This is a genomic window from Sphaerisporangium rhizosphaerae (assembly GCF_042665155.1).
Taxonomy (GTDB): Bacteria; Actinomycetota; Actinomycetes; order Streptosporangiales; family Streptosporangiaceae; genus Sphaerisporangium; species Sphaerisporangium rhizosphaerae.
The window spans coordinates 55,881-77,355 of sequence record NZ_JBHTCG010000012.1; the positions used below are offsets into that span (position 1 = coordinate 55,881).

20 protein-coding genes are annotated in these 21,475 nt (G+C 72.6%); 14 read left to right on the forward strand and 6 right to left on the reverse strand.

The genetic code is table 11. The annotated features are described in order from the left end of the window. Positions 1-43: 43 nt before the first annotated feature. Both tatA and tatC read left to right on the forward strand, forming a co-directional pair. Positions 44-412 carry a Sec-independent protein translocase subunit TatA gene (gene tatA / locus ACFQSB_RS19465; RefSeq protein WP_380828152.1) on the forward strand — a complete coding sequence of 123 codons (369 nt, stop codon included), beginning with the start codon at positions 44-46 and terminating at the stop codon, positions 410-412. 43 nt (positions 413-455) lie between these two features. Next, positions 456-1,316 carry a twin-arginine translocase subunit TatC gene (gene tatC, locus ACFQSB_RS19470; RefSeq protein ID WP_354852803.1) on the forward strand — a complete coding sequence of 287 codons (861 nt, stop codon included), beginning with the start codon at positions 456-458 and terminating at the stop codon, positions 1,314-1,316. Positions 1,317-1,375: 59 nt separating this feature from the next. On the opposite strand, the gene ACFQSB_RS19475 is transcribed toward tatC, so the two are convergent. Next, on the reverse strand, positions 1,376-2,389 hold the full coding sequence (locus ACFQSB_RS19475; protein ID WP_380828153.1) for an NADP-dependent oxidoreductase: 1,014 nt from the start codon (positions 2,387-2,389) through the stop codon (positions 1,376-1,378). A 140-nt stretch (positions 2,390-2,529) separates the two neighbouring features. Here ACFQSB_RS19475 and ACFQSB_RS19480 point away from each other — a divergent pair, with 140 nt between their 5' ends. The 3 genes from ACFQSB_RS19480 to ACFQSB_RS19490 all read left to right on the forward strand — a co-directional run bounded on the left by ACFQSB_RS19480 (position 2,530) and on the right by ACFQSB_RS19490 (position 6,815). Beyond that, positions 2,530-3,441 carry a diacylglycerol/lipid kinase family protein gene (locus ACFQSB_RS19480; RefSeq protein ID WP_354926029.1) on the forward strand — a complete coding sequence of 304 codons (912 nt, stop codon included), beginning with the start codon at positions 2,530-2,532 and terminating at the stop codon, positions 3,439-3,441. Continuing rightward, complete coding sequence (locus ACFQSB_RS19485; RefSeq protein ID WP_380828154.1) at positions 3,438-3,899, forward strand: hypothetical protein; 462 nt, start codon at positions 3,438-3,440, stop codon at positions 3,897-3,899. Before ACFQSB_RS19480 ends, ACFQSB_RS19485 begins: the two co-directional genes overlap by 4 nt. A gap of 165 nt (positions 3,900-4,064) precedes the next feature. Beyond that, entirely contained in the window at positions 4,065-6,815 is a 2,751-nt protein-coding gene (locus ACFQSB_RS19490) for a DEAD/DEAH box helicase (RefSeq protein ID WP_354852811.1), read from the forward strand. A gap of 231 nt (positions 6,816-7,046) precedes the next feature. Here ACFQSB_RS19490 and ACFQSB_RS19495 read toward each other — a convergent pair whose 3' ends face one another. Genes ACFQSB_RS19495 through ACFQSB_RS19510 form a run of 4 tightly spaced genes read right to left on the reverse strand, consistent with a single transcriptional unit; the run spans position 7,047 to position 11,202 of the window. Next, on the reverse strand, positions 7,047-8,468 hold the full coding sequence (locus tag ACFQSB_RS19495) for an RNB domain-containing ribonuclease (protein ID WP_380828156.1): 1,422 nt from the start codon (positions 8,466-8,468) through the stop codon (positions 7,047-7,049). A gap of 11 nt (positions 8,469-8,479) precedes the next feature. Then, on the reverse strand, positions 8,480-9,385 hold the full coding sequence (locus ACFQSB_RS19500) for a 5'-3' exonuclease (protein ID WP_380828157.1): 906 nt from the start codon (positions 9,383-9,385) through the stop codon (positions 8,480-8,482). 29 nt (positions 9,386-9,414) lie between these two features. After that, positions 9,415-10,485, reverse strand: coding sequence for an LLM class flavin-dependent oxidoreductase (locus tag ACFQSB_RS19505; RefSeq protein ID WP_380828159.1), 1,071 nt, complete (start codon positions 10,483-10,485; stop codon positions 9,415-9,417). A 48-nt stretch (positions 10,486-10,533) separates the two neighbouring features. Further along, a complete protein-coding gene (locus ACFQSB_RS19510; RefSeq protein WP_380828161.1) occupies positions 10,534-11,202 on the reverse strand; it encodes an NADPH-dependent F420 reductase in 669 nt (222 codons plus the stop codon). 332 nt (positions 11,203-11,534) lie between these two features. On the opposite strand from ACFQSB_RS19510, the gene ACFQSB_RS19515 reads away from it, so the two are divergent. Together ACFQSB_RS19515 and ACFQSB_RS19520 are read left to right on the forward strand one after the other, a co-directional pair. Next, complete coding sequence (locus ACFQSB_RS19515) at positions 11,535-12,650, forward strand: M24 family metallopeptidase (RefSeq protein ID WP_354852820.1); 1,116 nt, start codon at positions 11,535-11,537, stop codon at positions 12,648-12,650. 105 nt (positions 12,651-12,755) lie between these two features. Further along, complete coding sequence (locus ACFQSB_RS19520) at positions 12,756-13,904, forward strand: acyl-CoA dehydrogenase family protein (RefSeq protein ID WP_380828163.1); 1,149 nt, start codon at positions 12,756-12,758, stop codon at positions 13,902-13,904. Positions 13,905-13,990: 86 nt separating this feature from the next. Here ACFQSB_RS19520 and ACFQSB_RS19525 read toward each other — a convergent pair whose 3' ends face one another. Further along, complete coding sequence (locus ACFQSB_RS19525) at positions 13,991-14,893, reverse strand: alpha/beta hydrolase fold domain-containing protein (RefSeq protein ID WP_380828164.1); 903 nt, start codon at positions 14,891-14,893, stop codon at positions 13,991-13,993. A gap of 621 nt (positions 14,894-15,514) precedes the next feature. Between ACFQSB_RS19525 and ACFQSB_RS19530 the strand changes: the two genes are divergently transcribed. From ACFQSB_RS19530 to ACFQSB_RS19560, 7 genes are all read left to right on the forward strand, one after another. Next, the gene (locus tag ACFQSB_RS19530; protein ID WP_354926017.1) at positions 15,515-15,991 is read left to right on the forward strand and encodes a hypothetical protein; all 477 of its coding nucleotides are present in this window, start codon (positions 15,515-15,517) and stop codon (positions 15,989-15,991) included. 266 nt (positions 15,992-16,257) lie between these two features. Beyond that, a complete protein-coding gene (locus tag ACFQSB_RS19535) occupies positions 16,258-17,193 on the forward strand; it encodes an aliphatic sulfonate ABC transporter substrate-binding protein (protein ID WP_380828165.1) in 936 nt (311 codons plus the stop codon). Beyond that, positions 17,190-17,948, forward strand: a complete 759-nt coding sequence (locus ACFQSB_RS19540; protein ID WP_354852830.1) for an ABC transporter permease — start codon at positions 17,190-17,192, stop codon at positions 17,946-17,948. Before ACFQSB_RS19535 ends, ACFQSB_RS19540 begins: the two co-directional genes overlap by 4 nt. Further along, positions 17,921-18,652 carry an ABC transporter ATP-binding protein gene (locus tag ACFQSB_RS19545; protein ID WP_380828166.1) on the forward strand — a complete coding sequence of 244 codons (732 nt, stop codon included), beginning with the start codon at positions 17,921-17,923 and terminating at the stop codon, positions 18,650-18,652. The genes ACFQSB_RS19540 and ACFQSB_RS19545 overlap by 28 nt, the downstream gene beginning before the upstream one ends. A 101-nt stretch (positions 18,653-18,753) precedes the next feature. After that, positions 18,754-19,548, forward strand: coding sequence for a S1C family serine protease (locus ACFQSB_RS19550; RefSeq protein WP_380828168.1), 795 nt, complete (start codon positions 18,754-18,756; stop codon positions 19,546-19,548). Between the two features lie 24 nt (positions 19,549-19,572). Continuing rightward, a complete protein-coding gene (locus ACFQSB_RS19555) occupies positions 19,573-20,562 on the forward strand; it encodes an AAA family ATPase (protein WP_380828169.1) in 990 nt (329 codons plus the stop codon). Positions 20,563-20,566: 4 nt separating this feature from the next. Further along, positions 20,567-21,451, forward strand: coding sequence for a DUF58 domain-containing protein (locus ACFQSB_RS19560; RefSeq protein ID WP_380828170.1), 885 nt, complete (start codon positions 20,567-20,569; stop codon positions 21,449-21,451). Positions 21,452-21,475: the final 24 nt, after the last annotated feature.

The window sequence follows — 21,475 nt, forward strand, 5'->3', positions numbered from 1 at the left end:
GATCGAGGCTGAGAACGCACGTCGCTCGGCGTAAGGGTGTGACATGTCCAACTTCGGTGTACCCGAACTGCTCATCATCGGGCTGGTCCTGGTGCTGCTCTTCGGCGCCAAGAAGCTCCCCGACACGGCCAAGGCGCTGGGCCAGTCGCTTCGGCTGTTCAAGAAGGAGACCACCAAGCTGCACGAGGAGGACGACGCCAGGGCCGCCGCGCAGGCCACCGCCCAGCCGGTCGTCGCCACTCCGCAGCCGCTGCCGCCCGCGACCCCCTCGGTCGAGGACCGCCTGCGCCTGCTGGAAGAGGAGAACTCCCGCCTGCGCACCTCCCAGGCTCGTCCGGCCGACGCACGTCCGGCCGACGCCGTGAACGGGGCTCCGCTCTCGCAGGCGCAGAAGGACCAGGGCTCCGCCTGACACGCCCCCTTGCCCTGACCGACCGCAGAGACCAGGACGCCCGATGGCATTGCTGAAACGGTCAAGCCCGGCCGATGACGGCCCGCAGGTCCCCGATCTCGAGGGCCGCATGTCGCTCATGGATCACCTCCGTGAGCTTCGCAACCGCCTGGTGAAGGCCATCCTGGGCCTCACCCTGGGCACCGTGGTCGGCTTCGTCTTCTTCGACCGTCTCTGGGTCTTCATGACGGGGCCCTACTGCCGCCTGCCCGCCGCCCACAAGCTCAAGGACGGCGAGTGCTCCCTGGTGGTGCAGGGCGTGTTCGAGGGCTTCATGGTCAACCTGCAGGTGGCGCTCATGTTCGGCGCGGTGGTCAGCGCGCCGATCTGGCTCTACCAGCTCTGGGCGTTCGTGACGCCCGGCCTGTACCGCAACGAGCGGCGCTACTCCCTGGCGTTCGTGGCCCTGGCCGTCCCGCTGTTCGCCGCGGGCGCCGCCCTGGCGTACTACACGATGGACAAGGGGCTGGCGCTGCTGCTCGGCTTCGCGCCCGGCAACGTGATCCCGCTCATCAGCATGGACCAGTACGTCGGGTTCATGATGGCCATGCTGGTGATCTTCGGTCTGTCGTTCGAGCTGCCGCTGCTCATGGTGTTCCTCAACATGATCGGCGTGCTGCCGTTCAAGCTGGTGAGCAAGCACCAGCGCATGGTCGTGTTCCTGATGTTCGTCTTCGCGGCCGTCGCGACGCCGAGCCAGGACCCGATCACGATGCTCGCGCTGGCGGTCCCCATGGTCGGCATGTTCATGATCGCCGAGGTGTTCATGTACTTCCACGACCGCAAGAAGGACCAGCTCGAGGCCGAACGCCAGCGGCAGATCGAAGAGGAACTCGACGGCACCGCCTCCACCCCGCTCGACTAGGCGCCGGCACGCCTCACCGGACGGGCCGGGGTCGCCTCACCGGACGGGCCGGGGTCGCCTTACCGGGCGAGCCGCACCAGCATCTTGCCGATGTTCTCCCCGCGGAGCATGCCGAGGAACGCGTCGGGAGCGTTCTCGATGCCGTCGACGACCGTCTCGTCGACCCGCAGCCTGCCCTCGCGTAGCCAGCCGCCGACCTCGGCCAGCAGGTCCGGCGTCCGGTCGGCGTGATCGCTGACGATGAACCCGCGCAGGGTCAGCCGGTTGCCGACCGCGAGCCCGAGGTTGCGCGGTCCCGGCGGCGCCTCCTCCAGGTTGTACCGCGAGATCGCCCCGCACAGAGCGGCCCTGCCGAACGTCCTCAGCGACGAGATCGCCGCCTCCAGGTGCTCACCGCCGACGTTGTCGAAGTACACGTCGATGCCGTCCGGCGCGGCGTTCCTGAGCTGTTCGGACACCGGCCCGTTCTTGTAGTTGAACGCCGCGTCGAAGCCGAGCTCGCGGGTGAGGTGCTCGACCTTGGCATCGGACCCGGCGCTTCCGACGACCCGGGGGGATCCGCGCAGCTTCGCGATCTGCCCAGCGATACCGCCCACCGCGCCGGCGGCGCCGGAGACGAAGACGGTGTCACTCGGCCGCATCGCCGCGATGTCGAGCAGCCCCACGTAGGCGGTCAGCCCGACCATGCCGAGCGCTCCGAGGTAGGCCGAGAGCGGCGCGGCGGTGGGGTCGACCTTGCGCGCGCCGGCGGCGTCGAGCAGCGCGTACTCCCGCCAGCCGAGCCCGTGCCGCACCATGTCGCCGACGGTGAGTCCGGGGTCGGCCGACGCGACCACCTCGCCGACCGCCCCGCCGTGCAGGGCCTCGCCCAGACGGTACGGCGGGGCGTAGGACTTGGCGTCGTTCATGCGCCCCCGCATGTACGGGTCGACGGACATCACCAGGTTGCGGACGACCACCTGCCCGGGGCCGGGTTCGGGGACCTCCGTCTCCACCAGCCGGAAGTTGTCGGCGGTGGGCCACCCCGTGGGGCGGGACGCGAGGCGTATTTCGCGGCTCGTCCTGTTCGTCATGCTTCTACGTTAGGCCCGGGCCGGTACCGTGCCGCCCGGCCAGGCGATCCGCCGCGAGCCGGCCCGCCCAGCGAGCCCCGTGCCGACTTTGCTCAGAGCTGACACTAGCTTGAGGTTGAATCTACCTATATGTTCCCGGTGTGGCAGGTGAGCTGGTCGTTCTCGTGAATCCCGCGGCCCGTGGCGGCCGTTCCCTGCGCCTGCTCGACCCGGTGGTGCGGCGGTTGAAGGAGGGCGGGCGGCCGGTCTCGGTGATCGTGGGCACCTCCGCCCAGGACGCCCTGGAACGCGCCTGCACGGCCGTCGCCGAGGGGCCGGAGGCGCTGGTCGCGTTCGGCGGGGACGGTCTGGTCCACCTGGCCGTCCAGGCCGTCGCCGGCACCGACGTCCCCCTCGGCATCATCCCGGCCGGCACCGGCAACGACCTCGCCGGCGCCTTCGGGATCCCCCGCAAGGACCCGCTGGCCGCCGCGGCCATCGTCGCCGGGGGCGCGGTGCGGACCGTGGACGCGGGCACCATCGGCGAGGAGTGGTTCGCCGGGGTGGTGGCCTGCGGCTTCGACTCCAAGGTCAACGAGCGGGCCAACGGGATGACCCGCCCCGCGGGCATGGCGAAGTACCTGCTGGCCACCCTCCAGGAGCTGCGGTCCTTCGCTCCCATCCCGTTCCGGCTCACCGTCGACGGCGGCGAGCCGTTCGAGCAGGAGGCCATGATGGTCGCCGTCGGCAACACCCATTCCTACGGCGCCGGGATGCGCGTGTGCCCGGGCGCCGAGCCGGACGACGGGCTGCTGGACGTGCTGATCGTCGGCCCGCTGCCCACCGGCGCCTTCCTGCGCGCCTTCCCCCGCGTCTACCGGGGCACCCACCTCGGCCACCCGGCCATCACCCTGCGCCGGGCCCGCACGGTCACGATCGAGGCTCCCGACGTCGTCGCCTACGCCGACGGCGAGCGCGTCGCGGCCCTGCCCCTCACCTGCGCCATCCACCCGGGGGCTCTCCACGTCATCGCCCCGGGCCGTTCTTCGCCACCAGGGAGTGGACACGCATGATCAAGTGGGCAGGCAAAGTGTCGGTCGCCGCGGCGACGGCGGTCACCGTCACCGTGTTGTTCCCGGCGACGGCGGGCGCCGCGCCGTCGTCCCCGGCGTCACAGGCCGCGGGAAAGGCCGTCAACCTCAAGATCACCGAGAGGATCCGGCATCAGCTCGCCGACGCGTACTGGAAGCAGTACTACAAGGCGAACCATCCGCGTGCCGTCCGCACGAAGGTGGACGGGCCGAAGAGGGTCTACTACGGCAAGATCAAGGGTGCCACCGCCGGGAAGGACGTGTACTGGGCGGTCGGGTCCATCGGCGTCAAGGGCGACCCGATCAGCTACCAGGACGGGCCGCACGTCTGGCGCAAGCGCGGCCACGGCGCCTGGTCCTACCGCGGCGACTCGGGCGGCTGCCCGTTCAAGGTGCCGAAGGCCCTGCTGAAGATCTGGCATCTGCCCGAGTGCGGCTGAACCCGGCCTGTGGTGAGTCCGTGGCGCGAGCGGGCGCTGTCCAGCCCGTACGCGCATGGCTGATCTCACCGCGACCGTCCTTGGAGGCGGCAGGACGATCAACCGAAGTACCGCGGGCAGGAGCGTGGACGGGACCGGAAAGCGGTTATCGGTAGGCTGAAGTGCATGACGACGCCTGCGGAACGCTATGCCGCATTCCGTGAGAAGCACGCCGCCGGCGGGCCCGCCCTCACCTCCTTCCGAGGCCTGTACGACTTCGAGCTGGACGAGTTCCAGCTCGACGCGTGCCGGGCCCTGGAGGCCGGTGACGGCGTGCTCGTGGCGGCCCCGACGGGCTCGGGCAAGACCGTCGTGGGCGAGTTCGCGGTGCACCTCGCTCTGGAGCAGGGCAGCAAGTGTTTCTACACGACGCCGATCAAGGCGCTGTCCAACCAGAAGTTCAACGACCTGGCGCGCCGCTACGGGGCCAAGAAGGTCGGGCTGCTCACCGGCGACAACAGCGTCAACGGCGACGCGCCGATCGTCGTGATGACCACCGAGGTGCTGCGCAACATGCTCTACGCCGGCTCCTCGACCCTCGCGGGGCTGAGCCACGTGGTGATGGACGAGGTGCACTACCTCGCCGACCGCTTCCGCGGCGCGGTGTGGGAGGAGGTCATCATCCACTTGCCCGAGTCGGTGCGCGTGGTGGCCCTGTCGGCCACGGTGAGCAACGCCGAGGAGTTCGGCGAGTGGCTGGGGGAGGTCCGCGGCGACACCACGGTGATCGTGGACGAGCACCGGCCCGTGCCGCTGTGGCAGCACATGCTGGTCGGCGACCGGCTGTACGACCTGTTCGTCGACGAGGACAACCGGCCGCGCATCAACCCGAGCCTGATGCGCATCTCGCGGGACGAGCAGCGCCTGGCGCAGGCGCGCGGCCGCCGCGGCTACTCCCGGCCGCGCCGTTCGGCCAACTCCGTCAGCCGCTCCGACGCCATCGAGAAGCTCGACTCCGAGGGGCTGCTGCCCGCCATCACCTTCATCTTCTCCCGGGCCGGCTGCGACGCCGCCGTCCTGCAGTGCCTGCACGCCGGCATCCGGCTCACCACCGACAGCGAGCGCCACGAGATCCGCACGATCGTCGACGAGCGCACCGCCCACCTGCCCGACGAGGACCTGTCGGTGCTGGGGTACCTGGAGTGGCGCGACTGCCTCGAACGCGGCCTGGCCGCCCACCACGCCGGCATGCTCCCCGCCTTCAAGGAGGTCGTCGAGGAGCTGTTCACCCGCGGCCTGGTCAAGGCGGTGTTCGCCACCGAGACCCTCGCGCTCGGCATCAACATGCCCGCGCGGTCGGTCGTCATCGAAAAGCTCGACAAGTGGAACGGCGAGACCCACGCCGACCTCACCCCCGGCGAGTACACCCAGCTCACCGGGCGGGCGGGCCGGCGCGGCATCGACGTCGAGGGCCACGCCGTGGTGGCCTGGCAGCCCGGCATGGACCCGGTGGCGGTGGCGGGCCTGGCCAGCACCCGCACCTACCCGCTGCGCTCCAGCTTCCGCCCCTCCTACAACATGGCCGTCAACCTGGTCGGCCAGGTCGGCAGGGAGCGGGCCCGCACCCTGCTGGAGTCCTCCTTCGCCCAGTTCCAGGCCGACCGGGCGGTCGTCGGCATCGCCAAGCAGGTGCGGCGCGCCGAGGAGGCGCTGGAGGGCTACGCCGAGGCGATGACCTGCCATTTGGGCGACTTCCAGGAGTACGCGCGCATGCGCAGGGAGCTGTCGGACCGCGAGTCCGACCTGTCGCGCCAGCGCGGCACGGCCCGCCGGGCGCAGGCCGTGCGGTCCCTGGAGGCGCTCAAGCCCGGCGACGTGATCCGCGTCCCCGGCGGCAGGCGCGCGGGCCTGGCGGTCATCCTGGACCCGGGACTGACCATGCGCACCGAGGGGCCCTCGCCGCTGGTGCTGACCATCGGCAAGCAGGTCAAGCGGCTGTCGGCCGCGGACTTCCCGGTGCCGGTCGAGCCGGTGGAGCACCTGCGCATCCCCAAGGGCTTCAACCCGCGGGCGCCCAAGGACCGCGCGAACCTGGTGGCCACCCTGCACGCCAAGATCGGCGACCGCGACCTGGGCCGTCCGGTGCGGGTCCGCGACCACGACGCCGACACCATGGCCGGCCGGGGCTCGGCCCCCGGCACCCCCGAGTGGGAGATCGCCGAGCTGCGCCGCCGGCTGCGCGCCCACCCCTGCCACGGGTGCGACCAGCGCGAGGACCACGCCCGCTGGGCCGAGCGCTACCACAAGCTGCTGCGCGAGACCGAGGGCCTGCGCCGGCGCGTCGAGAGCCGGTCCCACGTGATCGCCCGCACCTTCGACCGCGTGTGCGGGGTGCTCGACCAGCTCGGCTACCTGGAGGGCGAGGCCGTCACGCCCGAGGGCCGCAGGCTCGCCCAGCTGTACACCGAGCTGGACCTGCTCACCTCCGAGTGCCTGCGGGCCGGCATCTGGGACGATCTGGACCCGGCCGAGCTGGCCGCGTGCGTGTCGTCGCTGGTGTTCGAGTCCCGCCAAGCCGACGACGCGCGCCAGCCCAAGATCCCGGCCGGCGGGGTCAAGGAGTCGCTGGCGGCCATGGTGCGCATCTTCGCCGAGCTGGAGGACATCGAGCGCGACCACGGGCTGTCGTTCGTCCGCGAGCCCGACTTCGGGTTCGCCTGGGCGGCCTTCCGCTGGGCGAAGGGCCACAGCCTGGACGCCGTGCTCACCGACGGCGACCTGGCGGCCGGCGACTTCGTCCGCTGGGCCAAGCAGCTCATCGACCTGCTCGACCAGGTGGGCAAGGCGGCGCCGCACAACAGCAAGGTGCGGCACAACGCCGGCAAGGCCATCGACTCCCTGCGCCGCGGCGTCGTCGCCTACTCCTCGGTCGCCTGAGGCCCGGTTCCGGTCCTCCGCGGCCCGCTCCGGGTCGTCGGTGGCCCGTCCCCCGGTCACCTGAGGCCCGTTCCCCGGTCGCCTGACGGCACCTCCCCGGTCGGCGGGGGCGCGGGCCGTCCCCGGCGGCCGGGGTGCTCGCCGGCCGGGCGGAGGTGGGGCGCCCCTCGCCGGTGGGGCAAGGGGACGACGGTCCCCGCCGGTGAGGCGAGGGACGACGGTCCGCGCCGGTCAGGCGAGGGTGAAGCGGACCTCGCGGGTGAGCAGGTCGGCGCGGGTGAGGCGCACCTGGACCTTCTCGCCCAGGGGCAGGCCGTCGCCGTCGCAGCGGGCCACGACGGCCGGGTCGGCGACCTGGACGACGCCGCCCGGCCGGTCGTCCTCGACGTCCACCACGACCGCGTCGAAGGTCTGGCCGACCCGGTCGCGCAGCACGAACGCCTCCACCAGGTCCACGCAGGCCCGCTCGGCGGCGGACGCGCGGCGCCCGCTGCCCGCCATGAGGGCCGGCAGCTCGGACAGGGCCTGCTGGACCGGCTCGGGGACCGGCACCCCGGCGGCCACCGACAGGCACACCTCGGTGCCGTACCGGTCGACCAGGCGGCGCAGGGGAGCGGTGACGTGGGCGTACGGCGCGGCGACGGCGGCGTGCGAGGCGTCCTTGGGCGGCTCGCCGTTGAAGGCGGTGTACCCGGCACCGCGCAGCAGCACCGTCGCCTCCTTCAGGAACGCGGCGCTCCCGGGCGTCCCGGGGTCCAGGGCCGCCACGGCCTGTCCGAAGCCGGCGCCGTCGGGCCAGGCCACCCCGAGGGCGGAGGCGATCCTGCGCACCCGCGCGACGGTCTCCGGCGGCGCGGGCGGCAGGGTGCGAAGGACGCCCATCTCGGCGTCGAGCATCATCGCCGCCGCGGCCATGCCGGTCATCAGGGAGATCTGCGCGTTCCACGTCTCGGCGGGCAGCGGCGTGCGGAACTCCACCCGGTAGCCGTCCCCGTGCGCGACGACCTCCTGCTCGGGGGTCGGCAGGGAGACCCCGCCGCGCTCCTGTTCGAGCGCCAGGCGCAGCCCGCCGACCACGGGCAGCAGCCGCAGCGTCCCGTCGGCGGTGCCGGTGTCGACCGCGGCCTGGACGTAGTCGTAGTCGAGCCGCTCGCGGCTGCGCACCAGGGCCCGCGACACGTCGGCGCCGATGGTGCGCCCGTCGGAGTCCAGGTCGAGGCACCACAGCGCCGCGGGCCGGACGACGCCGGGCAGCAGGCTGGCCGCGCCCTCCGACAGCACGGGCGGGTGCAGCGGCACCCGCTCGTCGGGCATGTACAGCGTCTCGCCGCGCCGTCTTGCCTCGTCGTCGATCGCGCCGCCCGGCCGCACGAAGGAGGCGACGTCGGCGATGGCGTACCAGACCCGGAAGCCACGGGGACGCTCCTCGATGCACAGTGCCTGGTCCAGGTCCATCGACCCGGCCGGGTCGACGGTCAGCAGGGGCAGGTCGGTGCGGTCGGGCAGGGACGGCGCCGGCGTGGCGGCGGCCTGGGCGGCCTCCTCCAGGGTCGGCGGGGGGAACGCCTCGGGCAGCCGAAGCTCGTCGCGGATGCGTTCGAAGCCCTCCGCGAGGCGGGGAGCACCGGACGCATGAATCGTCGTATGACTCACAATCAGGGATCTTATGCGGCAAGCACGGCGAGCAGCCTATTCAGCGGGCCGTCCAGGCCATAGCGGTCGGCCAGCTCGACCAGTGCCTCGGGGTCGCGAGGCGCGACCGGCCGGGCGATCGGCACCTCCGGCAGCGGCGCGTCGTGGGCCACCTTGACCACCGCGGGCGCGACCGCGAGGTAGTCGCGCGCCTTGTCGAGCTTGAGACGGCTGCCGGCCGGGAAGCCGTCGACGACCCCGTCGTCCAGCGCGGCGAGCATGGCCTCCAGCGAGCCGAACCTGGTGATCAGGGCGGCGGCCGTCTTGTCGCCGACCCCCGGCACGCCGGGCAGCCCGTCGCTGGGGTCTCCGCGCAGGGTGGCGAAGTCGGCGTACCCGCGGCCGGGGATGCCGTACTTGGCGCTGACCTGCGCCTCGTCGATCGCCTGCAGGTTACGAATGCCCTTTATCGTGTAAAGGACGCGGCACGGACGCTTGTCGTCGACCAACTGGAACAGGTCGCGGTCTCCGGTGACGATGTCGATGGCCCCGCTCGCCCTGAAGGTGTAGGTGCCGATGACGTCGTCGGCCTCGTACCCCGGCACGCCGACCCGGGCGATGCCGACCGCGTCGAGCACCCGCTCGATCACCGGCACCTGGGGGGCCAGGGTGTCGGGCACCTCCTCCTCGTGCCCGGTGGCGACCCGGTGGGCCTTGTAGGACGGGATCGCCGCCACGCGGAACGCGGGACGCCAGTCGGCGTCCATGCAGGCCACCAGCTCGTCGGGGCCGTGGGCGCGCACCAGCGTGGCGATCATGTCGATCAGGCCCCGGACGGCGTTGACCGGCATGCCGTCGGGGGCGGTCATCGACTCGGGGACGCCGTAGTAGGCGCGGAAGTACAGCGATGGGGTGTCGAGCAGCATCAACCCTGGCATGGGCCCATCCTTCCAGCACCCGCCCCCGCTCACGCCAGGAGTTCGCGCACGCGCGGGGCGACCTTGGTGCCGAAGAGCTCGATGTTCTTCATGAGCGAACGGTGGGAGAGCCCGCCCATGGCGTACTTCAGCTCGAAGCGGCCGGCGTCGAGCGCGCGCAGGTTCGCCGCGATCTTCTGGGCGACGGTCTCCGGGGATCCGACGTAGAGCGCCCCGTGCGGCCCGACCTCGCGCAGGAAGGACTGCTTGGTCGGGACGGTGAACCCCCGGGTCCTGGCGACGTTCCGGATGACCGCCAGGTAGTTGGGCCAGAACTCCTCCAGCGCCTCCTCGTCGGTGGCCGCGACGTGCCCGGGGGAGTGCACCCCGATGGGCAGGGCGGCGCGTCCCGACTCCGCGAGGGCCTGCCGGAACAGCCGCGAGAAGGGGGCGAAGCGGGCCGGGGGCCCGCCGATGATCGCCAGCATGAGCGGGAAGCCCAGACGCGCGGCGCGCAGGACCGACTGAGGGCTGCCGCCGACGCCGATCCACGCCGGGAAGGGCCCGTCCTCGGTGTGCGGCACGACGTCCTGGTCGACGAGCGGGGCGCGGGTCCTGCCCTTCCAGGTGACCCGCCCGCCTTTGAGCAGCTCGGCGAACAACCGGGTCTTCTCCTCGAACAGCTCCTCGTAGTCGGCGAGGTCGTAGCCGAACAGCGGGAAGGAGTCGACGCTGGAGCCGCGCCCGAGGATGACCTCCGCCCGGCCGCCGGAGACGGCGTTCAGCGTGGAGTAGCGCTGGAACACCCGGACGGGGTCGTCGGAGCTGAGGACCGTGACCGCCGACCCGAGCCGGACGCGGGTCGTGCGGGCGGCGATCGCCGCGAGCACCACGTCGCCCGCCGACAGCGGGAAGTCGCCGGTGTGGTGCTCCCCGATCCCGAAGAAGTCCAGTCCCACCTGGTCGGCGAGGACGCCCTGCTCCACGATGTCGCGGATCGTCTGGGCGTGGGACAGCGGGCGGCCGCCGTCGCCGCTGGTGACGTCGCCGAAGGTGTCCAGGCCGAGTACCAGGGGAGCGGGCCGGCCTTCGGTGGCGGCGGCGGAGGATGTCGCGGTCATGTCGCGTCTTTCTTTGCGGTGGGATCGGGGTGGTTCGCGGGGGACGCCTCAGGCGGCCTGGGCGTCCAGGGCCCGTTCGAACTCGGCGCGGCGAAGCGAGGCCCCGAAGACCGGGCCGCCGGGCTGGAACAGCCGGCCGGCGCCCAGGCCGTCCAGCCGGACCGCGTCGTAGCCGATGCGCTCGATGAACTCCGCCACGACGCCTACCGCTCCGGGGTCGTCGCCGGCGACGCCGAGCGCGTGGCGTTCGGGCGAGCCGGCGGGCCGGCGCTCCTCTTCGAGCTCGTGGTAGCCGATGTGGTTGAGGGTCTTGACGACCGTCGACAGGGACAGCCGCCGCTGGACGATCTCGCTGCTGCCGTACCGGGGGTCCTCGAACAGGGGCTGGACGCCGTCGGTGGGCGGCCAGTAGTTCATCGTGTCGACGACGAGCCTGCCGGCGACCAGGGCGGGGTCGAAGGCCGCGAACCGGTGCAGCGGGATCGCGAGGATCACGATGTCGGCGTCGGCGACGGCGTCGGCCGCCCAGCGGGGTTCGGCTCCGGGCACCAGCACGCCGGCGATGAGGGCGATCTTCTCCGGGTCGCCGGAGGCGGAGATCGTCACCGGGTGGCCGGCGGCGATCGCGACCCGCGCGATCGCGGGCCCGGCGTGCCCGGCGCCGAGCACGGCGACCCGCGCCGGCGAGGTCGGCGCCGGTGAGGCTCCGCCGGTCATCAGGATCCCTCCTTGGGGGAACGGCGACCCGTTCGGGTGGGGACGGTCGCGCGGCGCCGCGAGGACGTCGGCGAGCGCGTCGAACCGCTCGCGGGTCAGGGGTTGCCGGAGAGGTGGCCGCGGACGGCCCTCAGGTGGGGGCCCGGCTCATCTCCTTGACGAGTCAAGCATATCAGATGGTTGCCGTGTCAACTGTTGACGTATCAACAAGGCTGCGCGATGGTGGCGGCCCGCTGAGAACGCCGCGGCCGTGATCCGGCGCGACAGGGCTTCGCGGGGACGAGGCCGGGGGGTGCGGACGGCGGTGATCCCGGTGGAATAGATTGGTCGGTGTGACAACGACGTCCCTGGACCTCTACCCGGTGACGCGCGTGGCCGACGTGCGCGCCGCCACCGCCGCCGCCGGCATCGGCGCGCTGCTGCTGACCCCCGGCCCCGACCTGCGGTACGTCACCGGATACGACGCCCTCCCGCTGGAGCGGCTCACCTGCCTCGTGGTGCCCGCCGAGGGCGAGGCGTTCATGGTGGTGCCCCGGCTGGAGCTGCCGGCCGCCGAGCATTCCCCGGCCTCCCGGCTCGGCCTGGAGTTCGTCGCCTGGGACGAGACCGACGACCCCTACGCCCTGGTCGCGCGCCGGGTCGGCGCGGTGGCCACCGTGGGGCTGGCCGACCGCATGTGGGCGATGCAGTCGCTGCGCTTCCGCTCCGCCCTCCCCGGCGCCGAGCAGGTGCTGGCCGGGTCGGTGCTCAGGGAGCTGCGCATGCGCAAGAGCCCCGCCGAGGTCGCCGCCCTGCGCGAGGCGGGCGCCGCCATCGACGCCGTCCACGCCCAGGTTCCCGGTCTGCTCAAGCAGGGCCGCACCGAGCGCGAGGTCGGCAGGGACATCGCCGAGGCCATCCTCGCCGCCGGGCACTCCACCGTCGACTTCGTCATCGTCGGCTCGGGCCCGAACGGCGCCAGCCCGCACCACGAGCTGTCCGACCGGGTCATCCAGGCCGGCGACCCGGTGGTGGTCGACATCGGCGGCCAGATGCCGAGCGGCTACTGCTCCGACTCCACCCGCACCTACAGCGTGGGAGAGCCCCCCGCCGACTTCTCGGCCTACTACGAGGTGCTGCGCCAGGCCCAGGAGGCCGCGTGCGCCGCCGTCCGGCCGGGCGTGCCGTGCGAGGCCGTCGACGCCGCCGCCCGCGAGATCATCGCCGACGCCGGGTACGGCGAGCGGTTCATCCACCGCACCGGCCACGGCATCGGGCTGGAGACCCACGAGGAGCCCTACATCGTCTCGGGCAACGCCGAGCCGCTGGCGCCCGGGTTCGCCTTCTCCGTCGAGCCGGGCGTCTACCTGCCCGGACGGCACGGCTCCCGCATCGAGGACATCGTCGTGTGCACCGAGACCGGCGGCGAGCGCCTCAACAACCGGCCCCACGACCTCGTCGTGGTCTGACCCAGGCCGACGCGTGCCCACCGTCCCGCCCCGCGACCTCCCCGGGAGGCCGTGCGGCGGGACGCCACTCCTCATCCCCGCCCCCCCGTGACCTGGAGTGCCGACATGACGGTCGACCGCGCCCTGCCCACGCCCGAAGCCCACGACCTGCTGGACCTCGTCCGGGAGATCATCACCAAGGACGTCGCGCCGCGCGCGGCCGGCGACGAGGCCGACGGCCGCTTCCCCCGCGAGGTGTTCACCACCCTGGGCAGGGCCGGCCTGCTCGGGCTGCCCTACCCCGAGGAGCACGGCGGCGCCGCCCAGCCCTACGAGGTGTACCTGCAGGTGGTGGAGGAGCTGGCGGGCGCGTTCCTCGCCGTCGGCCTCGGCGTCTCCGTGCACACCCTGTCGAGCTTCCCCCTCGCCGCCTACGGCGCGCAGGACAGGCGGGCCGACCTGCTGCCCGCCATGATCGGCGGCGAGCTGCTCGGCGCGTACTGCCTGTCGGAACCGCAGTCCGGCTCCGACGCCGCCGCCCTGACCACCCGGGCCCAGGCCGCCGACGGCGGGTACGTCGTGGACGGCGTCAAGGCGTGGACCACCCATGGCGGCGTGGCCGACTTCTACACCCTGATGGCGCGCACCTCCGGCGACGGCGCCCGGGGCATCTCCTGCTTCCACGTACCGGCGGACACGCCCGGGCTGTCGTTCGGCCGGCCCGAGCGCAAGATGGGCATGCGTTCCTCCCCGACGGCCCAGGTGCGCCTGGACGGGGTGCGACTCGGGCCCGAGGCGCTGATCGGCGGCGAGGGGGAGGGCTTCCGCATCGCCATGGCCGCCCTGGACGGGGGACGGCTCGGCATTGCCGCCTGCGCCGTCGGCGTCGCCCAGGCCGCCCTGGACACCGCCGTCTCCTACGCCCGCGAGCGCCGCCAGTTCGGCAGGCGCATCGCCGACTTCCAGGGGCTGGGCTTCCTGCTCGCCGACATGGCCACCCAGATCGCCGCCGCCCGCTCGCTGTACCTGGACGCCGCCCGCCTGCGCGACGCGGGCCGTCCGTACGGCACCCGCGCGGCGATGGCGAAGCTGTTCGCCACCGACGCCGCCATGAAGATCACCACCGACGCCGTGCAGGTCCTCGGCGGTTACGGCTACGTCGAGGACTTCCCCGCCGAACGCCTCATGCGGGAGGCCAAGGTCCTGCAGATCGTCGAGGGCACCAACCAGATCCAGCGCGTGGTCATCTCCCGCGCCCTCACCAAGGAAAGCTGAACCCGGCGCTCCCTTGGAGCCGGGGTCGTGCGACCGTCGTTCCGGTGAGCCCGCGGGCGGGCTCACCGGCGTGCGGCCGTCCGGGCTTAGGGGAGCTGGAGCTTGGGGCGGACCCACTGGGCCAGTTTGCCGATGGCGTCGTCGGACACCTTCGAGCGTCCGGCGGCCATCTGGAAGGTGTGCAACTGGCCGGGGAAGACCTCGATCTCGGCGTCCACGCCGGCCGCGCGGGCGTTGCCGGCGAGCCGGCGGGCCTCACCGAGCAGCGTCTCGTCGCCGCCCGCCTGGATGTAGATCGGCGGCAGGCCGCTCAGATCGGCGTGGAGCGGGCTCGCCAGCGGGTCCTTGGGGTCGGCGCTGCCCAGGTACAGGTACGCGAGGATCTCCACGACCTCCTTGTAGAAGAACTCCTCGGTCGCGCGGTTGGTGTCGAAGGTCTCCTCGCCGACCGTCATGTCGACCCACGGAGAGAGCAGCATCAACGCGGCGGGGAGGGGAAGGCCGAGCTCTCGGGCGCGCAGGGTCGCCGCCAGGGACACCCCGGCGCCGAGCGAGTCGCCGGCGAGCGCGATGTGCCCGGCGTCGAAACCCTGGTCGAGCAACCCGCGGTAGGCGGTGACGGTGTCCTCGACCGGCACGGGATAGGCCGTCCGGTGGTAGCCGGTGATCAGCGCGCGGACGCCGGAGGCCTTGGCCAGGTGGCCGAACATCTTGCGGTGGGTGTAGATCGAGCCGCTGACGCCGCCGCCGCCGTGCACGCTGAGGATCACGCGGTCCTCGGGGCTGTGCTTCGGGACCGCCCACAGCGCGGGCAGGCCGGCCACCTCGGTCTCCAGGTAGTCGACGCCGCCGGGGTCGGTCGTCAGGCCGGGCCAGTAACGCTCGACCCGTTCGCGGATCTCCTCGGGAGTCTGGTCCGGGTCGTCCTGGGCCGCCCGCGTCATGCCGCGCCAGTGGTCCCTGACGATGTCCGGTTTCCTGCGTGCCATCGTATGGTCCTTCCGCGAGATGGGGTGTGAGATGTCGCGTGCGGCGGATCGCCGGCTCGGCGGGTCCGTCCGCGACGCGCGAGGGGACCGGCCCGGTGACTCCTGTTCGGTGACTCCGGCCCCGTTCCCGTTCGGCGCCGCCGCCTTCGCCGGCGGCGGCCTTCCTCTCCACCGACGCGGCACGCGTGCCGATTCGGACACCGGCCTCCTCGGAAAGACCCGGGGCGGCTCGCCGCCGTGCCCCCTCGCCCCGGCGGCCCGGAGCCCGTGCGCCGGCTGCCGGGCGGGCTGAATCTTTCACGGAGCGGCCGGGGTGCATGCGATCGCGGGACGTCGTTTCGCCGAAACATTTCGCGGGGGGTGCTCCGCGAGAATTCCGCGATTACCGCTGGACGCCGGACCGCCGCCCGTGGATCCTTCTGGCGCCGGGCCGCCGGTCGGTGCATCTTTCCGTTTCGCGAAATCGGGCCGTCGTCGGAGCAGGCATTTCGCGCCCCGATGGCCGCGTTGGTTTCGGACCCGCCGAAAGTTCTGGCCTTTTGACCGGTGCCCGGAGAAGGTGCTGAATTCGCGGTGGCCGGTGTGAGAGACGCGGTGTGAGAGGCGCGAGAAAGGATTCCCATGTTCGCTGTGAGATCGGCTCGGCGGGTGCTGGCGCTCGGTTCTGCTCTGGTCGCGACGGGGGTGCTGAGCGTGGTGGCCGTGTCATCGCCCGCCGCGGCCACCACCGCCGTGCTGAACGCGACCGTGGACTGCTACAACGTCGACTACTCCGGGGACACCCGGGACTGGTACCCCTCCGGTCTGCGGGTCGTCACCTCATCCCCTTCCTGGTCCACGACGGTCGGCAGCGTGACCGCGGTCCCCGCCACGCACTCCTTCCAGTTCAGCCAGACGCTGCCCAACGATGCCGGGTACGTGGGGGTGTCCGCCGTGTGCAGCGGCGGCCACCAGTACGACCTGCCCGGCTCGACCGGCCTGACCAGCATCCCCGCGGGGACGAACGTCGTGACCGCCAGCTGGGGCTGCTCCACCGGCCCGGTCTACCCCGGCCCGTGGGTCACCAACTGCAGCCTGCAGTCGGTCTCCTACAGCTGACCGCCGGGACCGCCCCAGGGAGGGCGGGGTCGTCCGCGAGTCCGAGGCGCACCGCCGCCGCTCGCGCGGCCCCGCCCTGCGGGGCGCATTCGCCAGGTGGGCCCCATCTCGCGCCGGGAGCACGTCGTTCGCCGGTTCGCCGTCCCGGGTGGACGTCGTCGCCTCGCCGAGAAGGGTCGGGGCCGAAATCCCTACTTACCCTATACAAAAGGTAGGTTTTTGGGCATACTTGCGGCCGTTTGCTGTGTTCCACCCAAGGAGCCCCCATGCGCCGCATCATCCTCCTCTTCGGCGTGCTCGCCCTCGTCGGCGGTCTGTCCGCCTGCGGGGGAGGTGAGACGAGGGCCGGCAAGGAGCACCTGCGCGTCGGCTACCAGCGGTTCGGCGGGCAGAGCCTGCTCAAGGCCAAGGGGTCGGCCCCGGACGCCACCTGGTCGCTGTTCGAGAGCGGTCCCGCGTTGACCGAGGCGCTCAAGGCCGGCGCCATCGACATCGGCCAGACCGGCGAGGCCCCGCCGATCTTCGCCGCGGCCGGCGGCGCCAAGTTCAAGATCATCGCGACCTCCCGGCCGGTGCCGAAGGGCGAGGCCGTCCTGGTCAAGGAGAAGAGCGGCTTCACCTCCTTCAAGGACCTCAAGGGCAAGAAGGTCGCGCTCAACAAGGGGTCCAACGTCAACTGGCTGCTGGTCAAGCTCCTCGAGGCCAACGGCATGAAGATCACCGACATCGAGGTCCAGTACCTCAAGCCGGCCGAGGCCCGTCCCGCGTTCGACAACGACCAGGTCGACGCCTGGATCATCTGGGACCCGTACTTCTCCCTCGCCGAGCGCCCGGGCGTGAAGGTCCTGGCCGACGCCACGGGCCTTGCCAACAACCGCGAGTACCTGCTGGCCTCGCCGGAGATCCTGAAGAACAGGCCCGACGCGGTCCGCGCGTACCTCAAGGTCTACCGCGAGGTCACCGACTGGGGCATCGCCCACCCCGAGGAGCGCGTCAAGCTGCTCGCCCCCGAGCTGAAGATCCCCGAGGACGTCGCCCGCCGCGCCCTGGCCCGCAGCGCCCAGCCGCTCGCGCCGGTGGACGCCACGGTCGGCGAGGAACTCCAGCAGATCGCGGACGGGTTCACCGGCCTCGCCCTCATTCCCGCCAAGGTCGACGTCACGTCCCTCATCGACCCGAGCTTCCTGGACATCTTGCAGTGAGGCTCAGGCCACGGCGGCTGATCACCCCGATCGTGCTCGTCGCCGGATGGGAGGGCGCCGCCCGGGCCGGCGTCCTCCCGCACGACAAGCTCCCCGCGCCGAGCGAGGTCGCGGCGGCGGCCTGGCGGCTGTCCCTGGACGGAACCCTCGGCCTGCACCTGCTGGAATCCCTGGAACGGGCCGCCCTCGGGCTGCTCATCGGCGGCTCGCTCGCCCTGGTCCTGGGCGCGGTCGCCGGGTTGCTCCGGACCGGGGACGACCTGGTGGACCCGCCCGTCCAGGCCGCCCGGATGCTGCCGCATCTCGGGCTCGTCCCGCTGCTCATCATCTGGGTGGGCATCGGCGAGTCGCTCAAGATCTCCCTGGTGGCGCTGGGCGCGTTCTTCCCGATCTACCTCAACACCTACGCCGGCATCCGCGGCATCGACGAGAGGCTGGTCGAGGCCGCCCGCACCTGCGGTCTCACCCAGCTCGAGCGGATCAGGCACGTGGTGCTCCCGGGCGCGATGCCGTCGCTGTTCCTCGGCCTGCGGCTGGCGTTCGCCGCGGGATGGCTCAGCCTGGTCGTCGGCGAGCAGGTCAACGGGCAGAGCGGGCTGGGCTTCATGATGATGGAGGCCCGCGACTTCAGCCAGACGGAGATCGTCGTGCTGGGGCTGGTCGTCTACGCGTCCCTCGGCCTGCTGTCCGACCTGGCCCTGCGCACCGCTGAAAGGAGGACGCTGTCATGGCGTCGAGGCCTGCGAGCGTCGTAGCCGCCACCGGGATCCGCCGCGTGTTCGCCGGCACGACGGTCCTCGCCGGCGTCGACCTGCGGATCCGGCGCGGCGAGGTCGTCGCCCTGCTGGGGGAGAGCGGGTCGGGCAAGAGCACCCTTCTGCGGATCCTGGCCGGGCTCGACCAGGAGGCCACCGGTGAACTCACGACCACCGGGTCCACGGCCGTGGTGTTCCAGGAGCACCGGCTGCTGCCCTGGAAGCGGGTGGCCGACAATGTGGCGCTGGGCGTGCGCGGCCGCGACGCCCGCGAGCGCGCGAGGACGGCGCTGGAGGAGGTGGGGCTCGCCGACCGGAGCGGCGCCTGGCCTTCGGAGCTGTCCGGAGGGCAGTCCCAGCGCGTGGCCTTCGCCCGGGCCCTGGTCCGCGAGCCCGACCTGCTCCTGCTCGACGAGCCGTTCGGCGCGCTCGACGCGCTGACCAGATTGAAGATGCAGGCCCTGTTCGGCAGGCTCCACGCCGGGCACGGCTTCGCCGCCCTGCTCGTGACCCACGACGTGGAGGAGGCGCTCCTGCTCGCCGACCGGCTCCTGGTCCTGGACCGGGGCCGCATCGCCGAGGAGATCGAGGTCGATCTCGGCCGTCCCCGCGCCGTCGACGTCCCGGGCTTCTCCGGCCTGCGCCGCCGCCTGCTCACCCTCCTCCACGTCCCGGTGGACCTCGAGGCGCCCATCTCGCCCTGACGGCTCGTCCGTGCCGGCCGTGCTCGGCTGCGGAGACGGTTCACAGGGAGTTCTTAGCTGGGATTTGTGGCAATTTTGCCTGAGCTTTATAGGTTGGAGCGATGGAGGGCGTGCCGCAGGAGGCCGGCGCGGCCGAGGCTCGGGGAGCCGTGGCCGGGCGTGCTCGGCGGTTCGCCGCCACCGGCGTCGTGCTCGTCCTGCTCGTCGTCGTGGCGGTGTCGGCCTACCGGCTGGGAGGCGGCGGGAACGGCGAGCGTGCCGCGCCCAGTGTGACGCCGACGCCGACGCCCGGCGCGACGCTCACGGCGGCCGAGGTCTTCACCAGGACCGGCCCGTCGGTGGTGGTCATCCGGGCCGGGCGGTCGCTCGGAACCGGGGTGATCGCTGCCGAGGACGGGACGATCCTGACGGCGAACCACGTCGTCAAAGGCGCCAAGGACGTCACCGTGACCTTCGCCGACGGCACCAGGGCCAAGGCCGCCGTCGCGTCGTCCGATCCCCGGCGCGACGTCGCGACGCTCAAGCCCGCGGGGCTGCCGGAGATCGTCGTCCCGGCCACGCTCGGCGGCGCCGTCGCCGTGGGCGCGCCCGTCGTGGCGATCGGCAATCCGCTGGGCCTGACCTACAGCCTCTCCACCGGCGTGGTGTCGGGCCTGGACCGGACCGTCGAAGACGGCGGCCTGAACGGGCTCATCCAGTTCGACGCCTCCGTCAACCCGGGCAGCTCCGGCGGTCCTCTCCTGGACGCCCGCGGCCTGGTCATCGGCATCGTCGTCTCGATCGCCGACCCAGGAGGCGACGAGGCGTTCGCCGGCATCGCCTTCGCCGTGCCGATCGGCGCGGCCCTGGGCGGGAGCGAAGGCGACGGCCCGCCGGGCGACGGGCCCCAGATCTGACCGCAGCGTCACGAGAAGGAACACATGACTTCGACCACGTCCCCCGAGCCGGCCCATCCGCTCGAACAGGTGCTGTTCGAGGTCAAACGCACGATCGTCGGGCAGGACACCCTGCTGGAGCGCATGGCCGTCGCGCTGGTCGCCGACGGCCACCTGCTCGTCGAGGGCGTGCCGGGCCTGGCCAAGACGCTCGCGGTCCGCTCCCTGGCCGCCGCGATCGACGGCAGCTTCCAGCGCGTCCAGTTCACCCCCGACCTGGTGCCCGCCGACCTGGTCGGCACGCGGGTCTACCACCAGCACTCCGGGGAGTTCCGCACCGAACTCGGCCCGGTGTTCGCCAACCTGCTGCTGGCCGACGAGATCAACCGCGCCCCCGCCAAGGTGCAGAGCGCCCTGCTGGAGGTGATGCAGGAGCACCAGGTGACCATCGGCCGCGAGACGTTCCGGGTGCCCGAGCCGTTCCTGGTCATGGCGACGGAGAACCCGATCGAGTCGGAGGGCACCTACCCGTTGCCGGAGGCGCAGGTCGACCGTTTCATGATGAAGGTGGTCGTCGGCTACCCGACGCAGGCCGAGGAGCAGGCGATCGTCGGCAGGGCGCTGCGTCCGCCGGAGCCGCCGCAGGCGATGGTGACGGCCGAGGAGCTGATCACGATGCGGGCCCGCGCCCAGGAGGTGTACGTCGATCCGGCGATCGTCGACTACGCGGTGAGGTTGGTCGCCGTGACCCGCTCCCCGGCGACGGCCGGGCTCGGCGAGCTGGAACGGTACCTCACCTACGGGGCGAGCCCGCGGGCGTCCATCGCGCTGGTCACCGGCGCCCGGGCGCTGGCGTTCCTGCGCGGCCGCGAGTACGTCCTGCCGCACGACCTGACCGAGCTCGCGCTCGACGTGCTGCGCCACCGCCTCGTGCTGTCCTACGAGGCCCTCGCCGACGACGTCGACGCCGACACGATCATCACCGGGGTGCTCGGCGCCGTCCGGGCGCCCGACGTCGTCCTGCGGAGACGCTGAGCCCATGGCCACCACCTCCGAGAAGCTCCTGCTCCGCCTGGAGTGGAAGGTCGTCCGCAGGCTCGACGGCCGCCTCCAGGGCGCCCACCGCACCGCGCACCGCGGCGCCGGCGTCGACCTCACCGGGTTGCGGGCCTACCACGCCGGCGACGACGCCCGGCACATCGACTGGAACGTGACCGCCCGGCTGGACGAGCCGCACCTGCGGTTGTTCACCGAGGACCGCGAGCTGACGGTGTGGCTCGTGCTCGACCGTTCGGCCTCGATGGCGGCGGGCCCGCCAGGGCGCGGCAAGCACGACGTTCTGGCCGAGCTCGCGCTCGTCCTGGCCCGGCTGTTCGGCAGGGGCGGCAACCGCGTCGGCGCCCTGATGTTCGACACCGGGACGCTGCGCGTCGTCCCGCCCGGCACCACCCGGCGGCACGCGCTGCGGATCGGCGCCGAGCTCGAACGCACCACGGAGGCGCGCGGCGGCGCCACCACCGACCTGGCCGGGATGCTGGACGCGGCCGGGCGGCTCGCGCGCCGCCGCGCGCTGATCGTCGTGCTGTCGGACTTCATCGGCGACGGCGACTGGGAGCGCTCGCTCCAGCGCCTGGTCCGGCGGCACGAGGTCGTCGCCCTGCGGATCGTGGACGCCGCCGACGACGCGCTGCCCGAAGCCGGGCTGATCGTGGTCGAGGACGCCGAGACCGGCGAACAGCTCGTCGTCGACTCCGCCGACCCGCTGCTGCGGGCCCGCTTCCGCGCCGCCGTCGACGCCCGCGACGCCCGGCTCACGGCGGGCATGCGCCGGGCCGGGGTGCCCGTCCACCGCATCGGCACCGAACGGGACCTGGCCGAGGCGCTCGCCGAGGTCGTCGCCCGGACCCGGGACCGGTCGCCATGACCGGGCTCGCCGAGGTCGCCGATG